The organism is Nonomuraea sp. GTA35, from assembly GCF_041950525.1.
Taxonomy (GTDB): Bacteria; Actinomycetota; Actinomycetes; order Streptosporangiales; family Streptosporangiaceae; genus Nonomuraea.
The window spans coordinates 74,258-91,466 of record NZ_JBGNUV010000010.1; the positions used below are offsets into that span (position 1 = coordinate 74,258).

The 17,209-nt window shown below is 71.4% G+C and carries 15 protein-coding genes; 4 read left to right on the plus strand and 11 right to left on the minus strand.

Going from position 1 to position 17,209, the window contains the following annotated elements; translation table 11 throughout:
- Positions 1-22 precede the first annotated feature (22 nt).
- The 3 genes from ACBJ32_RS36970 to ACBJ32_RS36980 all read right to left on the minus strand — a co-directional run bounded on the left by ACBJ32_RS36970 (position 23) and on the right by ACBJ32_RS36980 (position 2,040).
- The gene (locus ACBJ32_RS36970; protein ID WP_375130698.1) at positions 23-826 is read right to left on the minus strand and encodes a GAF and ANTAR domain-containing protein; all 804 of its coding nucleotides are present in this window, start codon (positions 824-826) and stop codon (positions 23-25) included.
- A 102-nt stretch (positions 827-928) separates the two neighbouring features.
- Positions 929-1,648 (minus strand): GAF and ANTAR domain-containing protein, encoded by a 720-nt coding sequence (locus ACBJ32_RS36975; RefSeq protein WP_375130699.1) that lies wholly within the window; start codon positions 1,646-1,648, stop codon positions 929-931.
- A 101-nt stretch (positions 1,649-1,749) separates the two neighbouring features.
- Complete coding sequence (locus ACBJ32_RS36980; RefSeq protein ID WP_357874667.1) at positions 1,750-2,040, minus strand: STAS domain-containing protein; 291 nt, start codon at positions 2,038-2,040, stop codon at positions 1,750-1,752.
- A 354-nt stretch (positions 2,041-2,394) separates the two neighbouring features.
- Between ACBJ32_RS36980 and ACBJ32_RS36985 the strand changes: the two genes are divergently transcribed.
- Complete coding sequence (locus ACBJ32_RS36985) at positions 2,395-5,613, plus strand: BTAD domain-containing putative transcriptional regulator (protein WP_375130700.1); 3,219 nt, start codon at positions 2,395-2,397, stop codon at positions 5,611-5,613.
- Here ACBJ32_RS36985 and ACBJ32_RS36990 read toward each other — a convergent pair.
- The 7 genes from ACBJ32_RS36990 to fxsA form a co-directional block, all read right to left on the minus strand.
- Entirely contained in the window at positions 5,542-6,378 is an 837-nt protein-coding gene (locus ACBJ32_RS36990) for an ABC transporter permease (protein ID WP_357874663.1), read from the minus strand. The two genes, ACBJ32_RS36985 and ACBJ32_RS36990, sit on opposite strands and share 72 nt — an antisense overlap.
- A complete protein-coding gene (locus tag ACBJ32_RS36995) occupies positions 6,375-7,379 on the minus strand; it encodes an ATP-binding cassette domain-containing protein (protein ID WP_375130701.1) in 1,005 nt (334 codons plus the stop codon). Before ACBJ32_RS36995 ends, ACBJ32_RS36990 begins: the two co-directional genes overlap by 4 nt.
- Positions 7,380-7,499: 120 nt before the next feature.
- On the minus strand, positions 7,500-8,786 hold the full coding sequence (locus ACBJ32_RS37000; RefSeq protein WP_375130702.1) for an HEXXH motif domain-containing protein: 1,287 nt from the start codon (positions 8,784-8,786) through the stop codon (positions 7,500-7,502).
- Positions 8,783-9,994, minus strand: a complete 1,212-nt coding sequence (locus ACBJ32_RS37005) for an FxsB family cyclophane-forming radical SAM/SPASM peptide maturase (protein WP_375130703.1) — start codon at positions 9,992-9,994, stop codon at positions 8,783-8,785. Before ACBJ32_RS37005 ends, ACBJ32_RS37000 begins: the two co-directional genes overlap by 4 nt.
- Before the next feature lie 49 nt (positions 9,995-10,043).
- Positions 10,044-11,681 carry an ATP-binding protein gene (locus ACBJ32_RS37010; protein WP_375130704.1) on the minus strand — a complete coding sequence of 546 codons (1,638 nt, stop codon included), beginning with the start codon at positions 11,679-11,681 and terminating at the stop codon, positions 10,044-10,046.
- A gap of 10 nt (positions 11,682-11,691) precedes the next feature.
- Positions 11,692-12,396, minus strand: a complete 705-nt coding sequence (locus ACBJ32_RS37015; protein WP_357874650.1) for an SIR2 family protein — start codon at positions 12,394-12,396, stop codon at positions 11,692-11,694.
- A gap of 262 nt (positions 12,397-12,658) precedes the next feature.
- A complete protein-coding gene (fxsA, locus tag ACBJ32_RS37020) occupies positions 12,659-12,820 on the minus strand; it encodes an FxSxx-COOH cyclophane-containing RiPP peptide (RefSeq protein ID WP_357874647.1) in 162 nt (53 codons plus the stop codon).
- Positions 12,821-12,965: 145 nt separating this feature from the next.
- On the opposite strand from fxsA, the gene fxsT reads away from it, so the two are divergent.
- Positions 12,966-15,497: an FxSxx-COOH system tetratricopeptide repeat protein gene (gene fxsT / locus ACBJ32_RS37025; protein WP_375130705.1), complete on the plus strand. Its 2,532-nt coding sequence runs from the start codon at positions 12,966-12,968 to the stop codon at positions 15,495-15,497.
- On the opposite strand, the gene ACBJ32_RS37030 is transcribed toward fxsT, so the two are convergent.
- On the minus strand, positions 15,492-15,710 hold the full coding sequence (locus ACBJ32_RS37030) for a hypothetical protein (RefSeq protein WP_357874641.1): 219 nt from the start codon (positions 15,708-15,710) through the stop codon (positions 15,492-15,494). The genes fxsT and ACBJ32_RS37030 overlap by 6 nt on opposite strands.
- A 283-nt stretch (positions 15,711-15,993) precedes the next feature.
- Here ACBJ32_RS37030 and ACBJ32_RS37035 point away from each other — a divergent pair, with 283 nt between their 5' ends.
- Positions 15,994-16,746, plus strand: coding sequence for a PAS domain S-box protein (locus ACBJ32_RS37035; protein WP_375130706.1), 753 nt, complete (start codon positions 15,994-15,996; stop codon positions 16,744-16,746).
- On the plus strand, positions 16,736-17,185 hold the full coding sequence (locus ACBJ32_RS37040) for a hypothetical protein (protein WP_357874636.1): 450 nt from the start codon (positions 16,736-16,738) through the stop codon (positions 17,183-17,185). The genes ACBJ32_RS37035 and ACBJ32_RS37040 overlap by 11 nt, the downstream gene beginning before the upstream one ends.
- The last annotated feature ends 24 nt before the right edge of the window (positions 17,186-17,209 follow it).

Consider the following 17,209-nt stretch of genomic DNA (forward strand, 5'->3'; position numbering starts at 1 on the left):
CCCGCACCGGGTCCGGGCGGGATCAGCCCTCTGCCGAGGGCGTGGCGGGCCCGTTCCCCCGCTGCGGCGAGAAGTCACCGGTGAGGCCGGGCGGCGGCGGGATGTCGCTGGTGCGCGCCACCACCGCGCGGGCCAGCTCGGTCAGGTTCTGCTGGTTGCTGCGGGCGTGCCGGCGCAACAGGCCGAACGCCTCTTCGACGGGCAGGTCGTGCCGCTCGCCGAGCATGCCCTTGGCCTGCTCGATGACCACCCGGCTGTTCAGGGCGTACTCGAGTTGCTCGACGAGGATCTGGCCCTCGCGGATGGCGCGTTCCTGCAGCAGGCCGATGGTGGCGATGTCGGCCATCGCCTGGGCGAGGGCGGCCGTGTCGCCGTCCAGCTCGCCGGGCGCGGAGCGGAACAGGTTCATCGCGCCGACGACCTGGTCGCGCAGCCGCATCGGCAGTGCGCTCACGGCGTGAAAACCCGCCAGATGGGCCCGCTCGGCGAACCGCGGCCACGAGGTGGTGGCCGCGGTGCCGCTCAGGTCGGCGCAGTGCACCGGCCGGCCGGAGCGGAAGGAGTCGAGGCACGGCCCTTGGTCGCTCTGCAGCTGGAACAGCTCCAGCAGCCGGGTCTGCTCGCTGGAGGCGCCCACCAGTTGCAGGTTGCCGTGCTGGTCGTTGATCAGCAGGCCGGCGGCGTCCACGCCGAGCAGCCCTACGCACTGCTCGGTCAGGCCGTGCATGAACTCGATGAGATCGAACCCGCTCACCAGCGTGTCGGCCAGCGTGATGAACGCCTTGGCCAGCCGGTGTTCCGGTTGGCGGGACGCGGAAGTCTCCACCTTCGGCAGCCTACGCCCGTCCACAGCCTGTGGGCAGAGCACAGCCGCATCACCGTCTCAAGGCCGTGCGCTCCGGGGAGGGGGTGCCTGCCGCCGGAGGGCTCAGCTCCGCTGCTCGGAGAACCGCAAGGTGTGCGCGAGTACCTTCTGGGCCACCCGGGTCAGCGGCTCGTCGGCGGCCAGGGCGTGGGCGCGCAGCCGGATCAGCGCCTCCTCCACCGTGCAGTCGGCCTGCACCGCCACGACGCCGGTGGCCTGGTGGATCTCGGGTCCCAGTGTCAGCGTCTGGGCCGGAAGCGCCTCTCCCTCTCCGTTGACGGTGACCAGGTTCAGCAACAGCAGCAGGGCCGCGTCGGCGAAGTACCGGGCCGTCAGCTGCTCGGACTCCTCCAGCATCCGCGGCCGGTCCTGGCACAGCACCAGCACGCCCACGCTGTCCGGGCCGGCCAGCAGCGGGAAGGCGAAGACCGCCCGCACCCGCGCCGTCTGGCTCAGCGCGGTGAACAGCGGCCAGCGCGCCTGGGCCTCCTGCCGGTGCAGATCGGCGACCAGCACCGGCTCGCGATCGTTGACCGCGTCCACGCACGGCCCGTCCCCGCTGGTCAGCTCCGCCTCCAGCAGGTCATGCCCCAACCGGCCCTCGGCGTGCACCGGTGTCAGCCGCATCCCGGGAACGCCGCTGACCGCCGAGAGCCCGGCCCCGGTCACCCGCAGCGAGTCCACGCACGCCACGCACACGTTGCCCACCGAGACCGGCGCCCTGCGTGCCGCCGCCGCTGTTCCGATCAACGCCCAGACGCGCAGCCCATGTTCGTCGTCCACCTGCCGTGACCGCCCGCCTCGCGTCCGGAGGACACGTAACCTTCACCGTACGCCGCTGAACACCCGCCCAACCGATCCGGCGCCCAGCAGATTCCAGGCGGTCACAGCAGAACCCGGTCCAGCCCGGTCAGCCGCAGCAGCCGCACCATGCGGGCCGGCACCGCCACCAGCCGCAGCCGCCGTTCCGCGAGCCCGGCCAGGCCCCGGCAGACCACCAGCGCCGACAGCCCTTGGGCGTCGATGAACGACACCCCGGCCACATCCAGCACCACGTCGGCACCGCGTACCAGCAGTGCCTGGCGCACCGCCGCACACAGCACCGGCTTTCCGGCCACGTCCAGCTCGCCGCACACCACCAGCGTGCCCGGCTGCCGGCCATCTCGAATCGTCACACCCTGCACCGCCGCTCCCACCCCTGCACGAGGGGGCCAGGCGAGACACCCCCTCCGGCGTCCCGCCTGGGGCTTGCACACCCCGCGGACCCGCCGCCTCGACGCCGGCCCTCTGGTCTCCCCACCAGCGAGCCCGCCTTGTGAGGTGCGTGTCGCAAGGTCTGGGCGGCACGGGCAGGCCCGGGCACAGCCCGGCTGCCACACGACCGAAATATCACTAATCGCTATCGGTCGCACACGAAGAGAAGCATACTGTCGAACCCCACGACTCCATGGCGTAACCCACCAATTCTCCACGCGGACCACCCGCATCGACTCGACGGCCAAGGGCCCGCCGGTCCGTAAGCTGAGGGTGTGTCCCCCGCACTGGTCCTGCTCGACGGCGTCCGCTGGCAGGGTGTGCGCGTGGTCGGCGACCGCGCGCACACCCTGCTGGCGGTGCTCGCCCTGCACGGCCGTGCGGGGGTCGGTGACGAGCGGCTGGTCGAGGAGCTGTGGCCCGACGAGGCGCCGGCCAACCCGACGAAGGCGCTGCAGGTGGTCGTCTCGCGGACCAGGGCGGCGACCCGCGCCGACGTCGTGGAGCGGATCCCTCGGGGGTACCGGCTCGGGGTGGCCGCCGACCAGGTGGACGCGTTGCTGCTCGGCCTGCTGGTGGAGCGGGCACGGGCGGCGCTGGGCGCGGACGACGTGGCGTCGGCGCGGCGCCGTGCCGAAGAGGCCATGGCTCTGGCGGCGGGCGGTCCTGACGGCGCCACGGGCGCGCTCGCCGAGTTGAGGGGCGTAGCGGGCGAGTGGGCGGCCGAGGCGCGGCGGGTGGCGGCGATCGCGCAGGGGCGGAGCGGCGCTCACGAGAGCGCGTTGCCGCTGCTGGAGGAGGCCGCCGGCGAGCGGGCGCACGACGAGGAGCTGCTCGCCTGCCTGCTGCGCAGCGAGGCCGCCGTGCGAGGCGCCGCGGCGGCGCTGGAGCGCTACGAGCGGTATCGCGCGGGGCTGGTCGCGCGGCTCGGCGCCGAACCGGGGCCCGAGCTCGCCCGCGTGTACGCCGAGCTGCTCGTCGCCGATCGGCCGGTACGCCAGGGCATCCTGTTCGACGGCTCCTCGCTGCTAGGCCGCGACGACGACATCCGGGCGGTGCACGCCCTGCTGCAGACCCATCGGGTGGTCTCCGTCATCGGCCCCGGCGGGCTGGGCAAGACGCGGCTGGCCCATGTGGCCGGCAGGAAGGCCGCCCAGCCCGTCGCCCACTTCGTCGAGCTGGTCGGCGTCTCCTCGCCGGAGGGTGTGGTGGGCGAGGTGGGCTCGGCGCTGGGGGTGCGAGACTCCGTGGGCGGACGTCATGTGCTGACCGCCCAGCAGCGGGCCGACGTCCGCGCGCGGATCGCCCAGCAGCTCGACCAGACCCCGGCGCTGCTGATCCTGGACAACTGCGAGCACGTGATCGAGGCCGTGGCGGATCTGGTCGGGTTCCTGACCGTGACGACCCGCGACCTGCGGGTGCTCACCACCTCGCGCGCTCCCCTGTCGATCCCCGCCGAGCGCGTCTACCTGCTCGGCGAGCTGCCCGAGGACGACGCCGTCGAGCTGTTCCGCCAGCGTGCCACGGCCGCCCGCCCCGGTGTGCGGATCGACGAGGGGGTGGTCGGGAAGGTCGTCGCCCGGCTCGACGGGCTGCCGCTCGCGATCGAGCTGGCGGCGGCCAAGGTGCGGGTGATGTCGGTGGAGGAGATCGCGCGGCGGCTGGCGGACCGGTTCGCGCTGCTGCGCGGCGGGAACCGGACGGCTCCCGGCCGGCATCGGACGCTGCTGGCGGTCATCGACTGGTCGTGGAACCTGCTGGCCGAGCCGGAGCGGCGGGCGTTGCGGTGGTTGTCGCTGTTCGGCGACGGTTTCACGCTGGAGGCGGCCGAGCACGTGCTCGGCCCGGACGCCCTGCACGTCCTGGACGCGCTGACCGAGCAGTCGATGCTGAGCGTCCGCGAGACCGCGTACGGCCTGCGCTACCGGATGCTGGAGACCGTTCGTGAGTTCGGCCGGATGCGGCTGAAGGAGGCCGGCGAGGAGGAGCCGGCCCGGGCGGCGCAGCGGGCCTGGGCGACGGAGTACGCGCTCCGGCACGCCTCCGTGCTGTTCAGCCCCGCGCAGTTCGCGGCGGCCGACGCGTTGCGCGCGGAGGAGGGCAACCTCGCCGACCTGCTCCGGCAGGCTCTCGGCGAGTCGGACCCGGTCACGACGGTCCAGTTGCTGGCCGGGGTCGGCGCGCTGTGGTCGATCCGCGGCGACCATCTCCGGATCATCGCCCACCGCGAGGCGATCGTCCAGGTGATCACCGGCTGGTGGCCGCCGCCGCACCTCGTCGAGGTGACCAGGGCCGCCGTGTTGATCACGCTGATGAACGTCCTCGTCGCCACCGACCGCCGCGACGATCCGCTGCGCGACCTGCTCCGCACGCTGCCCACCAGCGACGCGACGGATCCCCGTATCTCGGCGATGGCCAGGGTGGCGCTCGCCTGCCACACGACCGACGGCGCCGAGATGCACCGCCGGCTGGCGGAGCTGCGCCGCAGCGCCGACCCCGACGTGCTCAGGGCGGCGACGCACGCGAGTGTGCACGTCCTGGAGAACGCGGGCGACATGCGCGGGGCGATCGAGGTGGCCGAGCGGACGCTGTCGTTGGTGACGGAGGACGAGGGAGCGTGGTTCCCGGCGATGACGCACGCCGTGCTGGCGCACCTGGTCATGCAGCTCGGCGACCGGCGGCGGGCGGTGGAGCACGCGCGCGTCGCCATCCCGGTGCTGAGCCGGCTCGGCGCCGCCGACGACGAGACCCAGCTGCGCACGGTGCTGCTGACCTCCGCGCTGGCCGACGGCGACCTCGACACCGCGCAGGCCGAGCTCGCCGCGATCGAGCGGATCAACGACAGGGAGGTCGTGCTCGGCGGGGTGGCGATGGTCTCGCTGTGCGCGGCCGAGGTCGCGCTCGCCCGCGGTGAGACGGCCGCCGCGCTCGATGAGTACCGCACGGCCGTCCACCGGGCGCGCGGCCTGCGCCTGCCCGGGGTGCCGCTGACGGAGTGCACGCCGTGGATGCTCGTGGCCGAGTCGGCCGCCCTGACGGCGTACGCGTACCACGCCCCGCCGGAGGACGTCCGGTACGGCGCGGAGCTGTTCGCCACCATCTGTGGATACAACGTGCTGAGCGTGGACGACCCCGCCCTCGACTACCCGCTGTGCGGCGTGATGCTCTTCGCCCTCGGCGCCTGGGGGCTGCTGCGGGACGCCATGCCCCCGGGTGACGCGATCGGGCTGCTGGTGCTGGCCGAGCGGTTCGCGTACAACAACACCACGCCGAGCATGGCGTTCGAGCGCATCGAACCGTACGCGGAGCTGGCCGCGCCCGGGATGATCGACGCCAGGCGGGCCGAGTACGGCGACCGGCGCGGCTCCGACCTGCTCGACGAGGCGCGCGAGCTCGTCGAGCGGGTGCGTGACAGGGGCGGGTCACATGTGGCGCTTGTAGCTGCGCACCGACAGCGGCGCGAAGATCGCGATGACGACCAGCGACGCCAGTAGCGTCCAGGCCACCTCGCCGCTGACGAGCGCGCTGTTGGCGAGGTCGCGGGCGGCCGTGACCAGGTGCGAGACGGGATTGATCCGGACGAACGCCGCCAGCCAGCCGGGCAGCGTCTCGACGGGCACGAACGCGTTCGACAGGAACGTCAGCGGGAACAAGATCATCATGGAGATGCCCTGGACTGCCTGGGCGCTGCGGGCGATCGTGCCGACCCAGGTGAAGACCCACGCCAGCGACCACCCGGTGAAGATGGCGAGCAGGATCGCGGCGAGCACGCCGACCGCCCCGCCACCCGGGCGGTAGCCCATCACCAGGCCCATGCCGAAGGTCAGCGTGGCCGCGATCGTGTACCGCAGCAGGTCGGCCACCATCGGGCCGGCGAGCGGCGCGATCCGGGCGATCGGCAACGACTTGAACCGGTCGAAGACGCCCTTCTCCATGTCCTCGCGGAGCTGCGTGCCCGTGGCCATGCACGTCGTCAGCACGGTCTGGGCGAGGATGCCGGGGACCATCAGGGGCAGGTAGCTCTCCACGTCGCCCGCGATGGCGCCGCCGAAGATGAAGGCGAACATCGCGGTGAACAGGATGGGCTGCAGCGCCACGTCGAAGAACTGCTCCGGGTTCCTGCGCATCTTCTTCAGCGCCCGCCACGCCATCGTCAGCGTCTGGCCGACCGTCTCCCCGAGCGAGACGCGCCGCCGGGCGGCGGCCACGCGGTCGGCGGCCCGGACCGCCTCGCGGGCGGGTGCGATCGTGGTCGTCATCGGCTCTCCTCCGTACCGCTCTGGCCGTCCCCGTCGGTCTCGTGACCGGTGAGGACCAGGAACACCTCGTCCAGGCTGGGTTTGGCCACGCTCACCGAGACGATCGACACCCCGGCGGTACGCAGCGCGATCAGCACGTCCGCGGCCAGGTCGGCCTGGTCGAGCGCGACGTTGAGCCGGCCCTGCTCGGGGCTGAGCACCGGCTCGGAGCCGAGCACGCGCCGCACGACCTCCACGGCGGCGGGCACCTCGCCGGGTTCGGCGAGCAGCAGCTGGAGGGTGGAGTTGCCGACCGCGGTCTTCAGCTCGTCGGGGGTGCCCTCGGCGACCTTGCGGCCGTGGTCGATGACGGCGACGCGGTCGGCGAGCTGGTCGGCCTCGTCCAGGTACTGCGTGGTCAGCAGCACCGTGCAGCCGTCGGCGACCAGGCCGCGGATGGTGTCCCACATCTGGCCGCGGGTGCGCGGGTCGAGACCGGTGGTGGGCTCGTCGAGGAAGATGAGCGGCGGCCTGGTGATGAGGCTGGCGGCCAGGTCGAGCCGCCGGCGCATGCCGCCGGAGAACTGCGCGATGGGTTTGTCGGCGGCCTTCTCCAGGCCGAACTGGCCCAGCAGGTCGATGGCGATGCGCCGGGCGCGCGGCGCGGCGATGCCCTGCAGGCGGCTGAAGAGCCAGAGGTTCTCGCGGGCGGTCAGGTTCTCGTCGACCGAGGCGTACTGTCCGGTGACGCCGACGAGCTGGCGGATCACGTGCGGGTTGCCGGCCACGTCGACGCCGAAGATCTCGGCGCTGCCCGCGTCGATCGTCAGGAGGGTGGCCAGCATCCGCAGTGTCGTGGTCTTGCCGGCGCCGTTCGGGCCGAGCACGCCGAAGATCTCACCGGGGCGGACGTGCAGGTCGATCCCGTCGACGGCGCGGTGCTCGCCGAACGACTTCGCCAGCCCCTGCGTCCGTACGGCCAGATCGCCGCCCCCGGTACGTCCGAGTTCTGCGATGTTCATGGCTTCACTGTCGGCGGCGGCGGTTTCACGGCGCCCTCACGTGGTTTCACCGGCTCTCATGACCGATGACGCCGCGCACCGGGTGCCGCCGTGAGCGGGCCTCCGGTGGGCGGCCTCTGGTCAGGCGTCCCGCGCGTTGCGTTCCCGCCACAGGGACCGATGGCGGTCGGCGGCCCCCTCAGCCAGGGTGGCCGCGGCGGCCGGCACCGGCTCGCGAGACCACTCGTCCAGCCGCCGCGCCATTCCGCTCACGAAGCTCACCCCCGGCGGGGTCAGCGCGCCGCTGTCGAGCAGCGTGCCGGCCACCAGGCGGGCCGCGGAGCGCCAGCGGGCGAACTCCGCGTTCGCCCTGACCGCCGACTCGCCGCTCTCGTGGTGCCGCTGGCGCTCCCAGAAGTCCGTGACCCCCACGTAGGCGTAGGTGCCCTGCAGCAGGCCCGCGGCGGGCCGGGGGTCCGGGCGCCACGGCGCGTAGTAGCGGGAGCCGTTGTCGGGCCTGGTCAGGGGCACGATGTCGAGCAGCGCCGAGAGCTTGGCGTGCTGCGTCTCGTGCGCCAGCGTGACCGCCAGCGCGTGGGCGTCGGGCGGCGTGGACATGGCGATGCAGCCGAACGTCTCGCGCGAGGTGGCGCTGGACATCCCGTTGGGCGGGGGCGACAAGGGGGTGAGGACGGTGATGGCCGCCGACACCTGCCTGGCCATGGGGAGATGGTTGCGGACCAGCAGGTCCCAGCCGTCGTCCAGGACTCTCTGCCAGAGACCGGCTTCCTGCGGGGTCAGGGGGTCGCGCAGGGCGCCGGAGCCAGGCATGCGGTGCGGGTCGAGGTCGTCGACGATCACGTCGAGGTGCTCGTCGGCGGCCTGGGCGGACAGGTGGCGCAGCGGCCGCCAGCCCGGCTCGTCCTGGCTGATCTGCAGGAACCTGCCGCCCGTCGAGACCTCCGCGCCGTCGGCCGAGCAGTGCACGGTCACCGTGGTGACGCCGGGGCCGACGGTGAGCTGGCCGAGCGAGGGCAGGTTGAGCACGCCGCCCACCACGGCGACGTCGAGGTCGCAGGCGAAGCGCGCGCGGATGGCCGCGGCCGCGGCGAGCGCGCACATCTGCTCGGGGGTCTCGAGCGTCTGGATCGTGTGGCGGGCCCAGGCGCCCACGGAGGGGTGGTGGAGCACGGCGTTGACTGCCTCCGGGTGCGAGACCTGGACGCTGGCGAGCAGGTCGTAGGCCCGGCGCACCTCCGGCCAGCAGGCGTGGCCGGCGCTGCGGGTCGTTTCCAGGACTCCCCGCAGCAGGAGAAGGTGCCTGCTGCGCTGGGCGGCCTTGAGCCGCTCGACCGTGTCCGTCCCGCCGGCGCCCGAGGCGAGCTCGTCGAAGGCCGCGGCCGGGATGCGGTGCTCTGCGAGGTTCATCGGCGGTCCTTCTGCAGTGCTGTGAGGTCACGCTTGATCGTGTCCGCGACGTGGGTGATGAGTCGCAGCAGGTCGGCGCAGTAGACCGACGGGTTGAGAAATCCGCTGCCAGGCCGATAGCGATGAGCATAGTGGCCGCCGCCGCAGACGCGGGCGACCGGACAGGCCCTGCACGTGGCGCAGAGCCCGGCCCAGCCGATCTGGCGTGCGGCGATGGAGGGCAGCGTGAGCACCTCGTCGAAGGAGTTGCGCAGGACGTGGAACCCGGTGCCCGGAGCGCCCGCGTAGGCGGACTTCAGGATGTCCGACTGCTCGATCTCGCCGTCGGTCTCGACGACCACCATGGCGGTGGGTGACAGGCCGACCTGTTCGCCGGCCGACCGGCCGCCGACCAGCAGGAAGATGATCTCGTCGAACAGGCGCACGTTCGCGGGCCTGGCGGGCGCGGCGTACCAGTGGTCGAAGACCGCGATCAGCCAGTCCGCGTACGGCGTGCCGCTGCCGTCGCCGTCGCTGCCGTCGCCGCCCAGCCCTGGCGGTGGCTGCGACCAGGTGCCGTGGGGCAGCAGGAAGTCGATGGTGGGAGGGCCGAAGGCGAGCAGTGCCTGGTAGGTCTCCAGCGGGTCGTTACGCAGGTCGACGGTGCACAGCAGGCCCCGGAACAGCCGCTCGAAGGGCTGCTCGGTCAGCAGCCGCAGGCCGGCGGCCACCTTGTCGTGGCTGCCGCGGCCGTCGGCGGTCCTGCGGCTGCGGTCGTGCGCGCGCCGGTCGCCGTCCAGGCTGACCCCGACGCCGATGTCGAGCCGGTCGAACAGGCGCAGGTACGTCCTGTCCAGCCTGACCGCGTTGGTCTGCACGGTCACGGCGACAGGCGCGCCGACCGCGTCGCGTACGGTCGTCACCAGCCGGTCGATCTCCTCGGGGCGCACCAGGAGCGGCTCGCCGCCGTGCAGGACGAGCTCGACCGACGGGAGGTCGTGGTCGCGTACGTGCTCGGCGATCCGCGCCGCCACCGCCCGCACCACCTCGGGCGCCATCCGCAGCGGGCGTGCGCGCCAGCTCTGGTCGGCCATCTCGTACATGTAGCAGTACGTGCAGGCGAGGTCGCACCTGCTGTGGATCTTCAGGACGAACTGCCTGAAGGGGGTCGGCCGCCAGCCGCTCTCGACGAGCGCGGCCAGGTCGAGTGTTAGCGGCCACTCAGGCAAGGTCGGCCGGCCCGCGCGTCTGGTGTCATGGCCGTCGAGCATAATCAGGTCACGTCGGGTCGCGAAGCTTTTTCAAGGTTTGCTGGGCGAGATCTGACGGCAGCCCGCTGATGATCGCGTCGGCCGCCTTGGGCGTGTCCGACGCCATCAGGGCCCTCGCCAGGGCGACCTGCGCGGACAGGTCGTTCGGCGCCCAGTTCAGCGCGGCGCTGATGCGTTCGATCGCCCGGGTCGAGTCCCCCTGCGCCAGCCACAGGAGCCCGTCGGTGGTCAGCGCCCTGGCCACCCCGTCGAAGCGTTGCCGCTCGGCGAAGATGCCTGCCGCCTCCTCGCAGTACTTCCGCGCGACGTGGATCTCGCCCCTGGCGGCCGCCACGCTGGCGAAGATCTCCGCCGCCTCGGCGCGTACCCAGGTCGCGCCCGCGTCGGCGGCCCGGACGGCCGCGTCCGCCAGGCGGCCGGCGCCCTCCCAGTTCTGCTCCTCCAGCGCCAGGCGGGCCTCCCGCAGCGACGACTCGGGTGAGTCGGAACGGGAGACCGGGCCGATGAGCCGGTCGTGGGTCAGCTCGTACCAGCGGATGCCGAGCCGCTGCTCGGCACGGAGCAGGTGACGCTCCTCCAGGGCGTGCACGATCTCGTTCGGCATGCCCTGGGTGGTCCTCAGCCCTTCGTACACGGCGTTCCTCGTGCCGTGCTCGGTGATGAAGACGTTGCGCATCCAGATCCGGATCTCGTTCGACGGGACCCGGTGTTCGCGGGCGACCTCGGAGATCGTGCGCTTGTAGAACTCGAAGAGGAACTCCTCCACCTTGGCGTAGAGGCGGGCGTGGTCCTCGGTGATCTCGGTGACCAGGGGCGGCAGGGAGGCCCACAGCGCGGAGCACACCACCTGGAGCTGGATGGGCTCGACCGTGTCGAGCTCGATGGTGGAGGTCTCGCCGAGCTCGTTGACGAAGTCGACGGTACGCAACTCCGAGATGAGCAGGTCGGCCGCGGCCCGGGTGATGGTCCTGGTCGTGTGGCGCAACGGCTTCCGCACGGCGTCCTCGGCCTTGTCGGGGGTGAGGGCGCGCAGGTGGAACCGCGTACGCGAGCCCTGGCCGATCGAGCGTTCGTGCGGCAGGACGAGGAAGAGGTACTCCTCCCGCAGGGAGAGCAGCACGTGCAGGGCGGGGTGTCTCCGCACCGCGTCGGCGAGCTGGTCCAGGAAGGCCTTCCGCTCCTTCTCCAGGAGCGGGGAGCCGTGGAAGATCTCCTCGGCCTGGTCGATGGCGGCGAGCGTCGGCACGGGATCGCCGTAGAGGTCGGTGTGTTCGGGCCTGAGCTCCAGGAAGTCCGAGATCGTCATCGACGAGAGTTGCTGCGGATCGAGCTGGGGCGCCCACGCCGACAGCAGGGCCACGACATACGGATTCCCGGCGGACTCGGCGGAGGCCAGGTGGCCGCCGATGCGGGCGACGGGCAGCAGGTCGGTCCGTTCGGGTTCCAGCAGGGGCAGGACTCCGGCGTGCAGCAGGGAGGTCTTTCCCACGCCCGAGGCGCCGTAGAGCACGATGAGGCCGGTGGCCTGCCAGAGGGTGGCGACCTCCCGCGCCTCCCTGTCGCGGCCGTAGAACAACGCGCTCTCTTCCCGCCGATAGGGACGCAGCCCCACGTACGGGTGCGTCTGCTGGTCCGTCTCTGGCATGCGGCCGCCCTCACATCCTGCTGCGCAGTCGCGCGAAGAACTCCTGCGTGTCGCCGATGAATATCGTGATGGACCAGTCGTTGAGGTACTTCTCCAGATATTCGTGCGCGCGACCGGCGGCGTCGGCCACGGATTCGTTGAGATCCGGCATCAGTTGCACGCTGATGTGCCGCCGCCGCATGATCCGCGGCATGGCCTTGAGCAGGCCGTGGAACAGGACGCGGAAATTCCAGTCCTGCAGGCTGTAGCCGACGAAGAGCAGGGGATGGGAGGTCATCGCGCCGATCACGGTGCTGGGCAGCGGAGGCTGGTCCTTGGCCGCGCGCGCCTCGACCATGTTCACCAGGTACGTCAGGTAGTCGTCGTCGGTGAGGACCACGGAGCCCGGCTTGTCCCATCGGCCGTGCAGGTGGTAGACCAGCGGCTCCTCGTAGGTGGGCGCGTCGAGGTGCGGCTCCTCCTCCTCGATGTCCCACCACGTCGGGAACGCGGTGACCGGGCTCTTGCGGCACACCTGCGCTTCGAGCAGCGCCTGCACCATGAAGTCGTCGTAGTTCGTGGTGAGGAAGGTCCTGATCGGGAACTGCGCCAGCACCTCATGAGGATCGATGGCGGGACGGGGGGCGCCGGCGGGCGGCACGTACTTCCGGAGGTAGTCGCAGACCTCGTGCTTCAACTCCACCATGTCGCCGTTCACCGCGGCCGCGTATTGCATGACACGGGGTAAGTTGTGCGCGTCGGCGAACGGGTATTTGTATTGGTCGGCGAATTTTAGGCTGAGCTCCTTGCCGGTGGGTAACCGACCGTAACACGCGCCCGCACCGAGAAGGGGCGTGCAATCTCCGCGACGCAACTGTTTGACCAGTCGGTCCCAGTCGGCATCCTTCACGCGCCCATCCCGGCCGTCGCATCATGTGCCAGAAATCAAATTAGCCGTACACAATGGTACTCGTCAGGCCAAGGCCGTCAGCCCTGATTCAAATCGCCGACTGGAAACCCGCCACGGGGCCTGTTCCCGCCTCGTCCACCAGGCGGCGCAGGGCCGACGTCAAGGGGGACGGGGGCAGCCCGTCCAGGTCCGCCAAGCTCCAACCGCTCACGTCGATGAGACCACCGCCGTATTCGTCTACGCTGTCCATAACTCTCTCCGGGCCCGGAAGACAACTGTGTGGATCTCATCCTCGCATGGTTGAGATGTCCTGACGAGGGTGGCACTCTGTGGTTCACCGGCGCGCCCATGGCGCCTATGCTCAATTAAAGACCGGGTCTAGCGGAGGCGCTATCGTGTCGGTTTCGCACTATTCGCCGGATTCCACACAATTTCCCACCATTTGGGGCCGGGTTCCGCAGCGAAACATGAACTTCACGGGCCGGTCAGAGCTGCTGCGGGAGCTCCACGAGGGTCTGCTGTCCGACGTCACCGCGGTGGTGCCGCACGCGCTCCACGGGCTGGGAGGCGTGGGCAAGACCCAGCTCGCCATCGAGTACGCCTACCTCCACCGCGGCGAATACGACCTGGTCTGGTGGATCCCCGCCGACCAGCCCGTGCTGGTGAAGCCGTCGCTGGCCGGGCTCGCCCGGGAGTTGCGGCTGCCGATCAGCGCCTCGGCAGGCGTGGAGGAAGCGGCGGAGGCCGCGCTCGACGCGTTGCGCCGCGGCATGCCGTTCTCCAAATGGCTGCTCATCTTCGACAACGCCGACGAGGTCGACGAGATCAACGCCATCGCGCCCCGCGGGCCTGGGCACGTGCTGATCACCTCGCGCAACCACAGCTGGCAGGGCGTGGTGGACACCCTGCCGGTCGACGTCTTCACCCGCAAGGAGAGCATCCAGTTCCTCACCAGGCGGGTGCCGCACGGCATCACCGAGGCCGAGGCGGACGAGCTGGCCGAGGCGCTGGGCGACCTGCCGCTGGCCCTGGAGCAGGCGGGCGCCCTGCAGGTCGAGACGACCATCTCGGTCAAGGACTACCTCAGGCTGCTGGAGGAGCAGACGACCCGGCTGCTCGGCACCAACAAGCCGGCCGACTACCCGCTGTCGATGTCGGCCGCGTGGACGCTGTCGGTGCAGCAGCTCACCACCCGCATGCCCGTGGCGGTCGAGCTGCTGCGCTGCTGCGCGTTCTTCGGGCCCGAGCCGATCCCGCGCGACCTCTTCGACCGCCTGCCCCCCGAGTTCGCCGAGGGGTCGAGGCTGGCCGAGACGCTGGCCGATCCCATCCTGACCAGCCGCATCCTGCGCGAGCTCGGCAGGTACGCCCTGGTCAAGATCGACTCGTCGAGCCGCACGATCCAGATCCACCGGCTGGTGCAGGCCCTGCTGCGCGACGAGCTGCCGCCCGACGAGCGCCTGTCCCTGCGGGCCGAGGCACACCTCCTCCTGGCCGCCGCGGCGGCTCCGTACGAGCCCGACGACACCGCGTCCTGGCCGCGTTACAGCGGCCTCCTCGGCCACATCACGCCTTCCCAGGTGGATCGCAACGACGACCCGCGCATCAGGAGGTTCACCCTCAGCATCATCCGCTACCTGTACTCCTCCGGTGACTTCAACTTCGCGCAGATGCTGGCCGAGCGGTGCATCACCCAGTGGCGGGCCGACAGCGGCGACGACGACCCGAGCGTCCTGTCGGCGCAGCGCCACCAGGCCATCGTCGTCCGGGAGCTGGGCAACATCACCCGGTCGTTCGAACAGAACCAGCGCCTGCTGGTGCGGATGCGCGAGGTGCTGGGCGAAGACCACGAGGAGACGCTGCTCCTGATCAACAGCGCCGGAGCCGACCTGCGTTTCCGCGGCGACTTCGCGGCCGCGCTCGAGCACGATCTCGACTCGCTGCGCCGGCACGAGGCCGTGTTCGGGCCGGAGCACCGCCGCACGTTGCGGGCGATGAACAACCTGGCCCTGGACTACCTGCTGCTCGGCGACTACAGCAAGGCGCTGGAGCTGCAGTCCACGACGTTCCGCCTGCAACGACGGCCCGGCTCGGGGGCCAGCAGCATGAACGTGCTGTCGTCCTGGAACGGCCTGGCCCGCGTCATGCGGCTGAGCGGGAAATACCGCGAGGCGTGCGACCTCGGCGAGGACGCCTACGAGTACGGCGTCGAGCAACTCGGCGCCGAACACCCGTGGACGCTGCGTGCCGCCAAGGACCTGGCCATCGCCAAGCGGCGGGACGCCAAGGCCGACGAGTCCCTGCGGCTGGCGCTGCGCACCCGCGACCAGCAGCTACGCACCGTGGGCGAGCACCACCCCGACACCTTGGCCGCCGGCCTGTGCCTGGCCAACGCGCAACGGGCCTCCGGCGAGACGGCCGAGGCGCTGGCCCTGCTCGAAGAGCTGACCCCGCGTTTCGAGACGATGTACGGCGAGGATCACCCGTTCAAGTACGGCTGCGACACCAATCTCGCCCTGCTCCTGCGGGTGAACAGGCGCGCCGAGGAGGCGGTGGCCAGGGACCGGGAGGCGCTCGACGGGCTCGACAGGCGGCTGACCCGCGACCATCACTTCACCCTCACCTGCGCGATCAACCTCGCCAGCGACCTGGCGGCGATCGGCGAGCACGAGGAGGCGCGGCAGCTCGGGGAGGACACCCTGCGCAGGCTCCGCGAGCTGCTCGGCCCCGATCACCCGCTGACCCTCGCCGCGGCGGCGAACCTGGTGGTCGACCTGGTCAGGCTGGGCGCGCGGGACGAGGCGGACGCGCTGCACGCCGACACGATGCGACGTTATCTGGAGGTGCTCGGGCCGGGGCATCCCGACGTCGACGTGGCGGAGCAGCGCAGGCGCCTCGACTTCGACTTCGACCCTCCGGTGCTATGACATCGCTGCCACACGCGCCTGATCCTGCAGGAGGTCGACGACCGTCTCCACGTCGTTCGCACTGACCGTCTGATGCAGGCCCTTGAGGATGTCGGCGTCGTCGAGCCGGACTCCGCGCCTGGTCGCGTAGAGGACCCCCTCGTCGCTGAAGAAGAACGACCAGTCGGGGAACGCGGTGCGGAGCGCTTCTACGTCGTGACCCACTGTAGTCATGCGGTCACTCTAACCAGCCCGCGCGCGGCCGGTCCAGCCCCCGTTGTCATGCCAGAGCGGGGCACTCAGGGCCAACCTGGGAACGATGCCACATCACGGCACATGAGCCGCCTCACCCCTCTCGACCAGGGCCCGGAGCTGCGGAGTCGCTTCGGCGACCGAACCGCACCCCTCTGCGGGCGCCGCGACGGCGCCGGTCACGGAGAGTGGCCGCTCGGCGAGTGGAACATCTCCCTCAAGATAACCACCACCAAAGTTAACTATATGCATTAATCTAGCGACCGTGAGTAACGAAGTCCTCGCGCGCGTCCTGCACCGCATCGGCCGTCGCGGCGCCTCGCTGGCCTTCGTGGGCCTGCTCTGCTTAGCCATCGCCGCCTCCCTGGCGTTCCCCCCCGACGCGCAGCGCGCGGCCCCGGGGTACGCCGCGCTCGCCGCCATCGCCCCGCTCGGTGTCTGGGCGCTGGCCTGGTGCGCCACGGGAGCGTTGTGCCTGGTGCAGATGTTCCTGCGCTCGGACCGGATCGCCTTCGCGGCCGCCACGGCGCTGCTCCTGCTGTACGGCCTGGTGTACCTGATCTCGACCTTCACCGGCGACAACCCGCGCGGCTGGGTGGGCGGGGCGGTCTGGCTGGCGTTCGGCGGCTGGATCGCGCTGATCGCGACCTGGCCCGAGGCCGTCGCGGCGGACCGGGAGGCAGGCGGCGCGGCGGTCGTCGTCGCCGACGCCGACGGGCTCATCCAGTCGTGGAACCCGCAGGCCGCCAAGTTGTTCGGATGGAGCACCGAGGAGGCGGTGGGCCGGCCGCTGACCATCCTCATGCCGCCGCGCCTGCGCGACCAGCACGTCGAGGGCCTGGCCAGGGTGCGCGTCACCGGCGTGTCCACGCTGGCGGGCCACATCATCCCGTTGGTCGGCCTGCGGCGCGACGGCAGCGAGTTCCCCATCGCGCTGACCGTCAACGCCTGGCACAGCGACGACGGCATCGCCTACACCGGAGTGATCAAGCCCATGCGGGGCGACGATGCTGACTGACATCCTCATCCAGGTGGCCATCGGCGCCGTGCCGCTCGGGGTGGCCTACCTCGCCTTCCGCTCGGCCACCGACGCCAACAGGAAGACCCACCAGACCGCGCTGCTCCAGGTCGAGCGGCAGGCGGAGCTGGAACGTTCGAAGGTGGACGCCGAGGCGTTCCTGCGGGCCAAGACGATCTACGAGGACGCGCTCGACCAGCTGGAGAAGCAGCTCACCCGCATGCAGAGCCAGGCCGACCAGGTGAGCACCGACCTGGTCGAGGAGCAGAGCGCCTCCACGGCGATGCGCGACCAGATCCGCCGCCTGCAGGCGCAGATCAGGGCGCTCGACCGTACGGTGATCACGCTGCGCGCCCAGCTCATGGCGGCGGGCCTGTCACCGGCGCCGGCCTCCGAGACGACCGGCCCGTACCAGCTCCGGCACCCGCAGCAGGAGTGATCCGGGGTGGACAGCGGCCCGGCC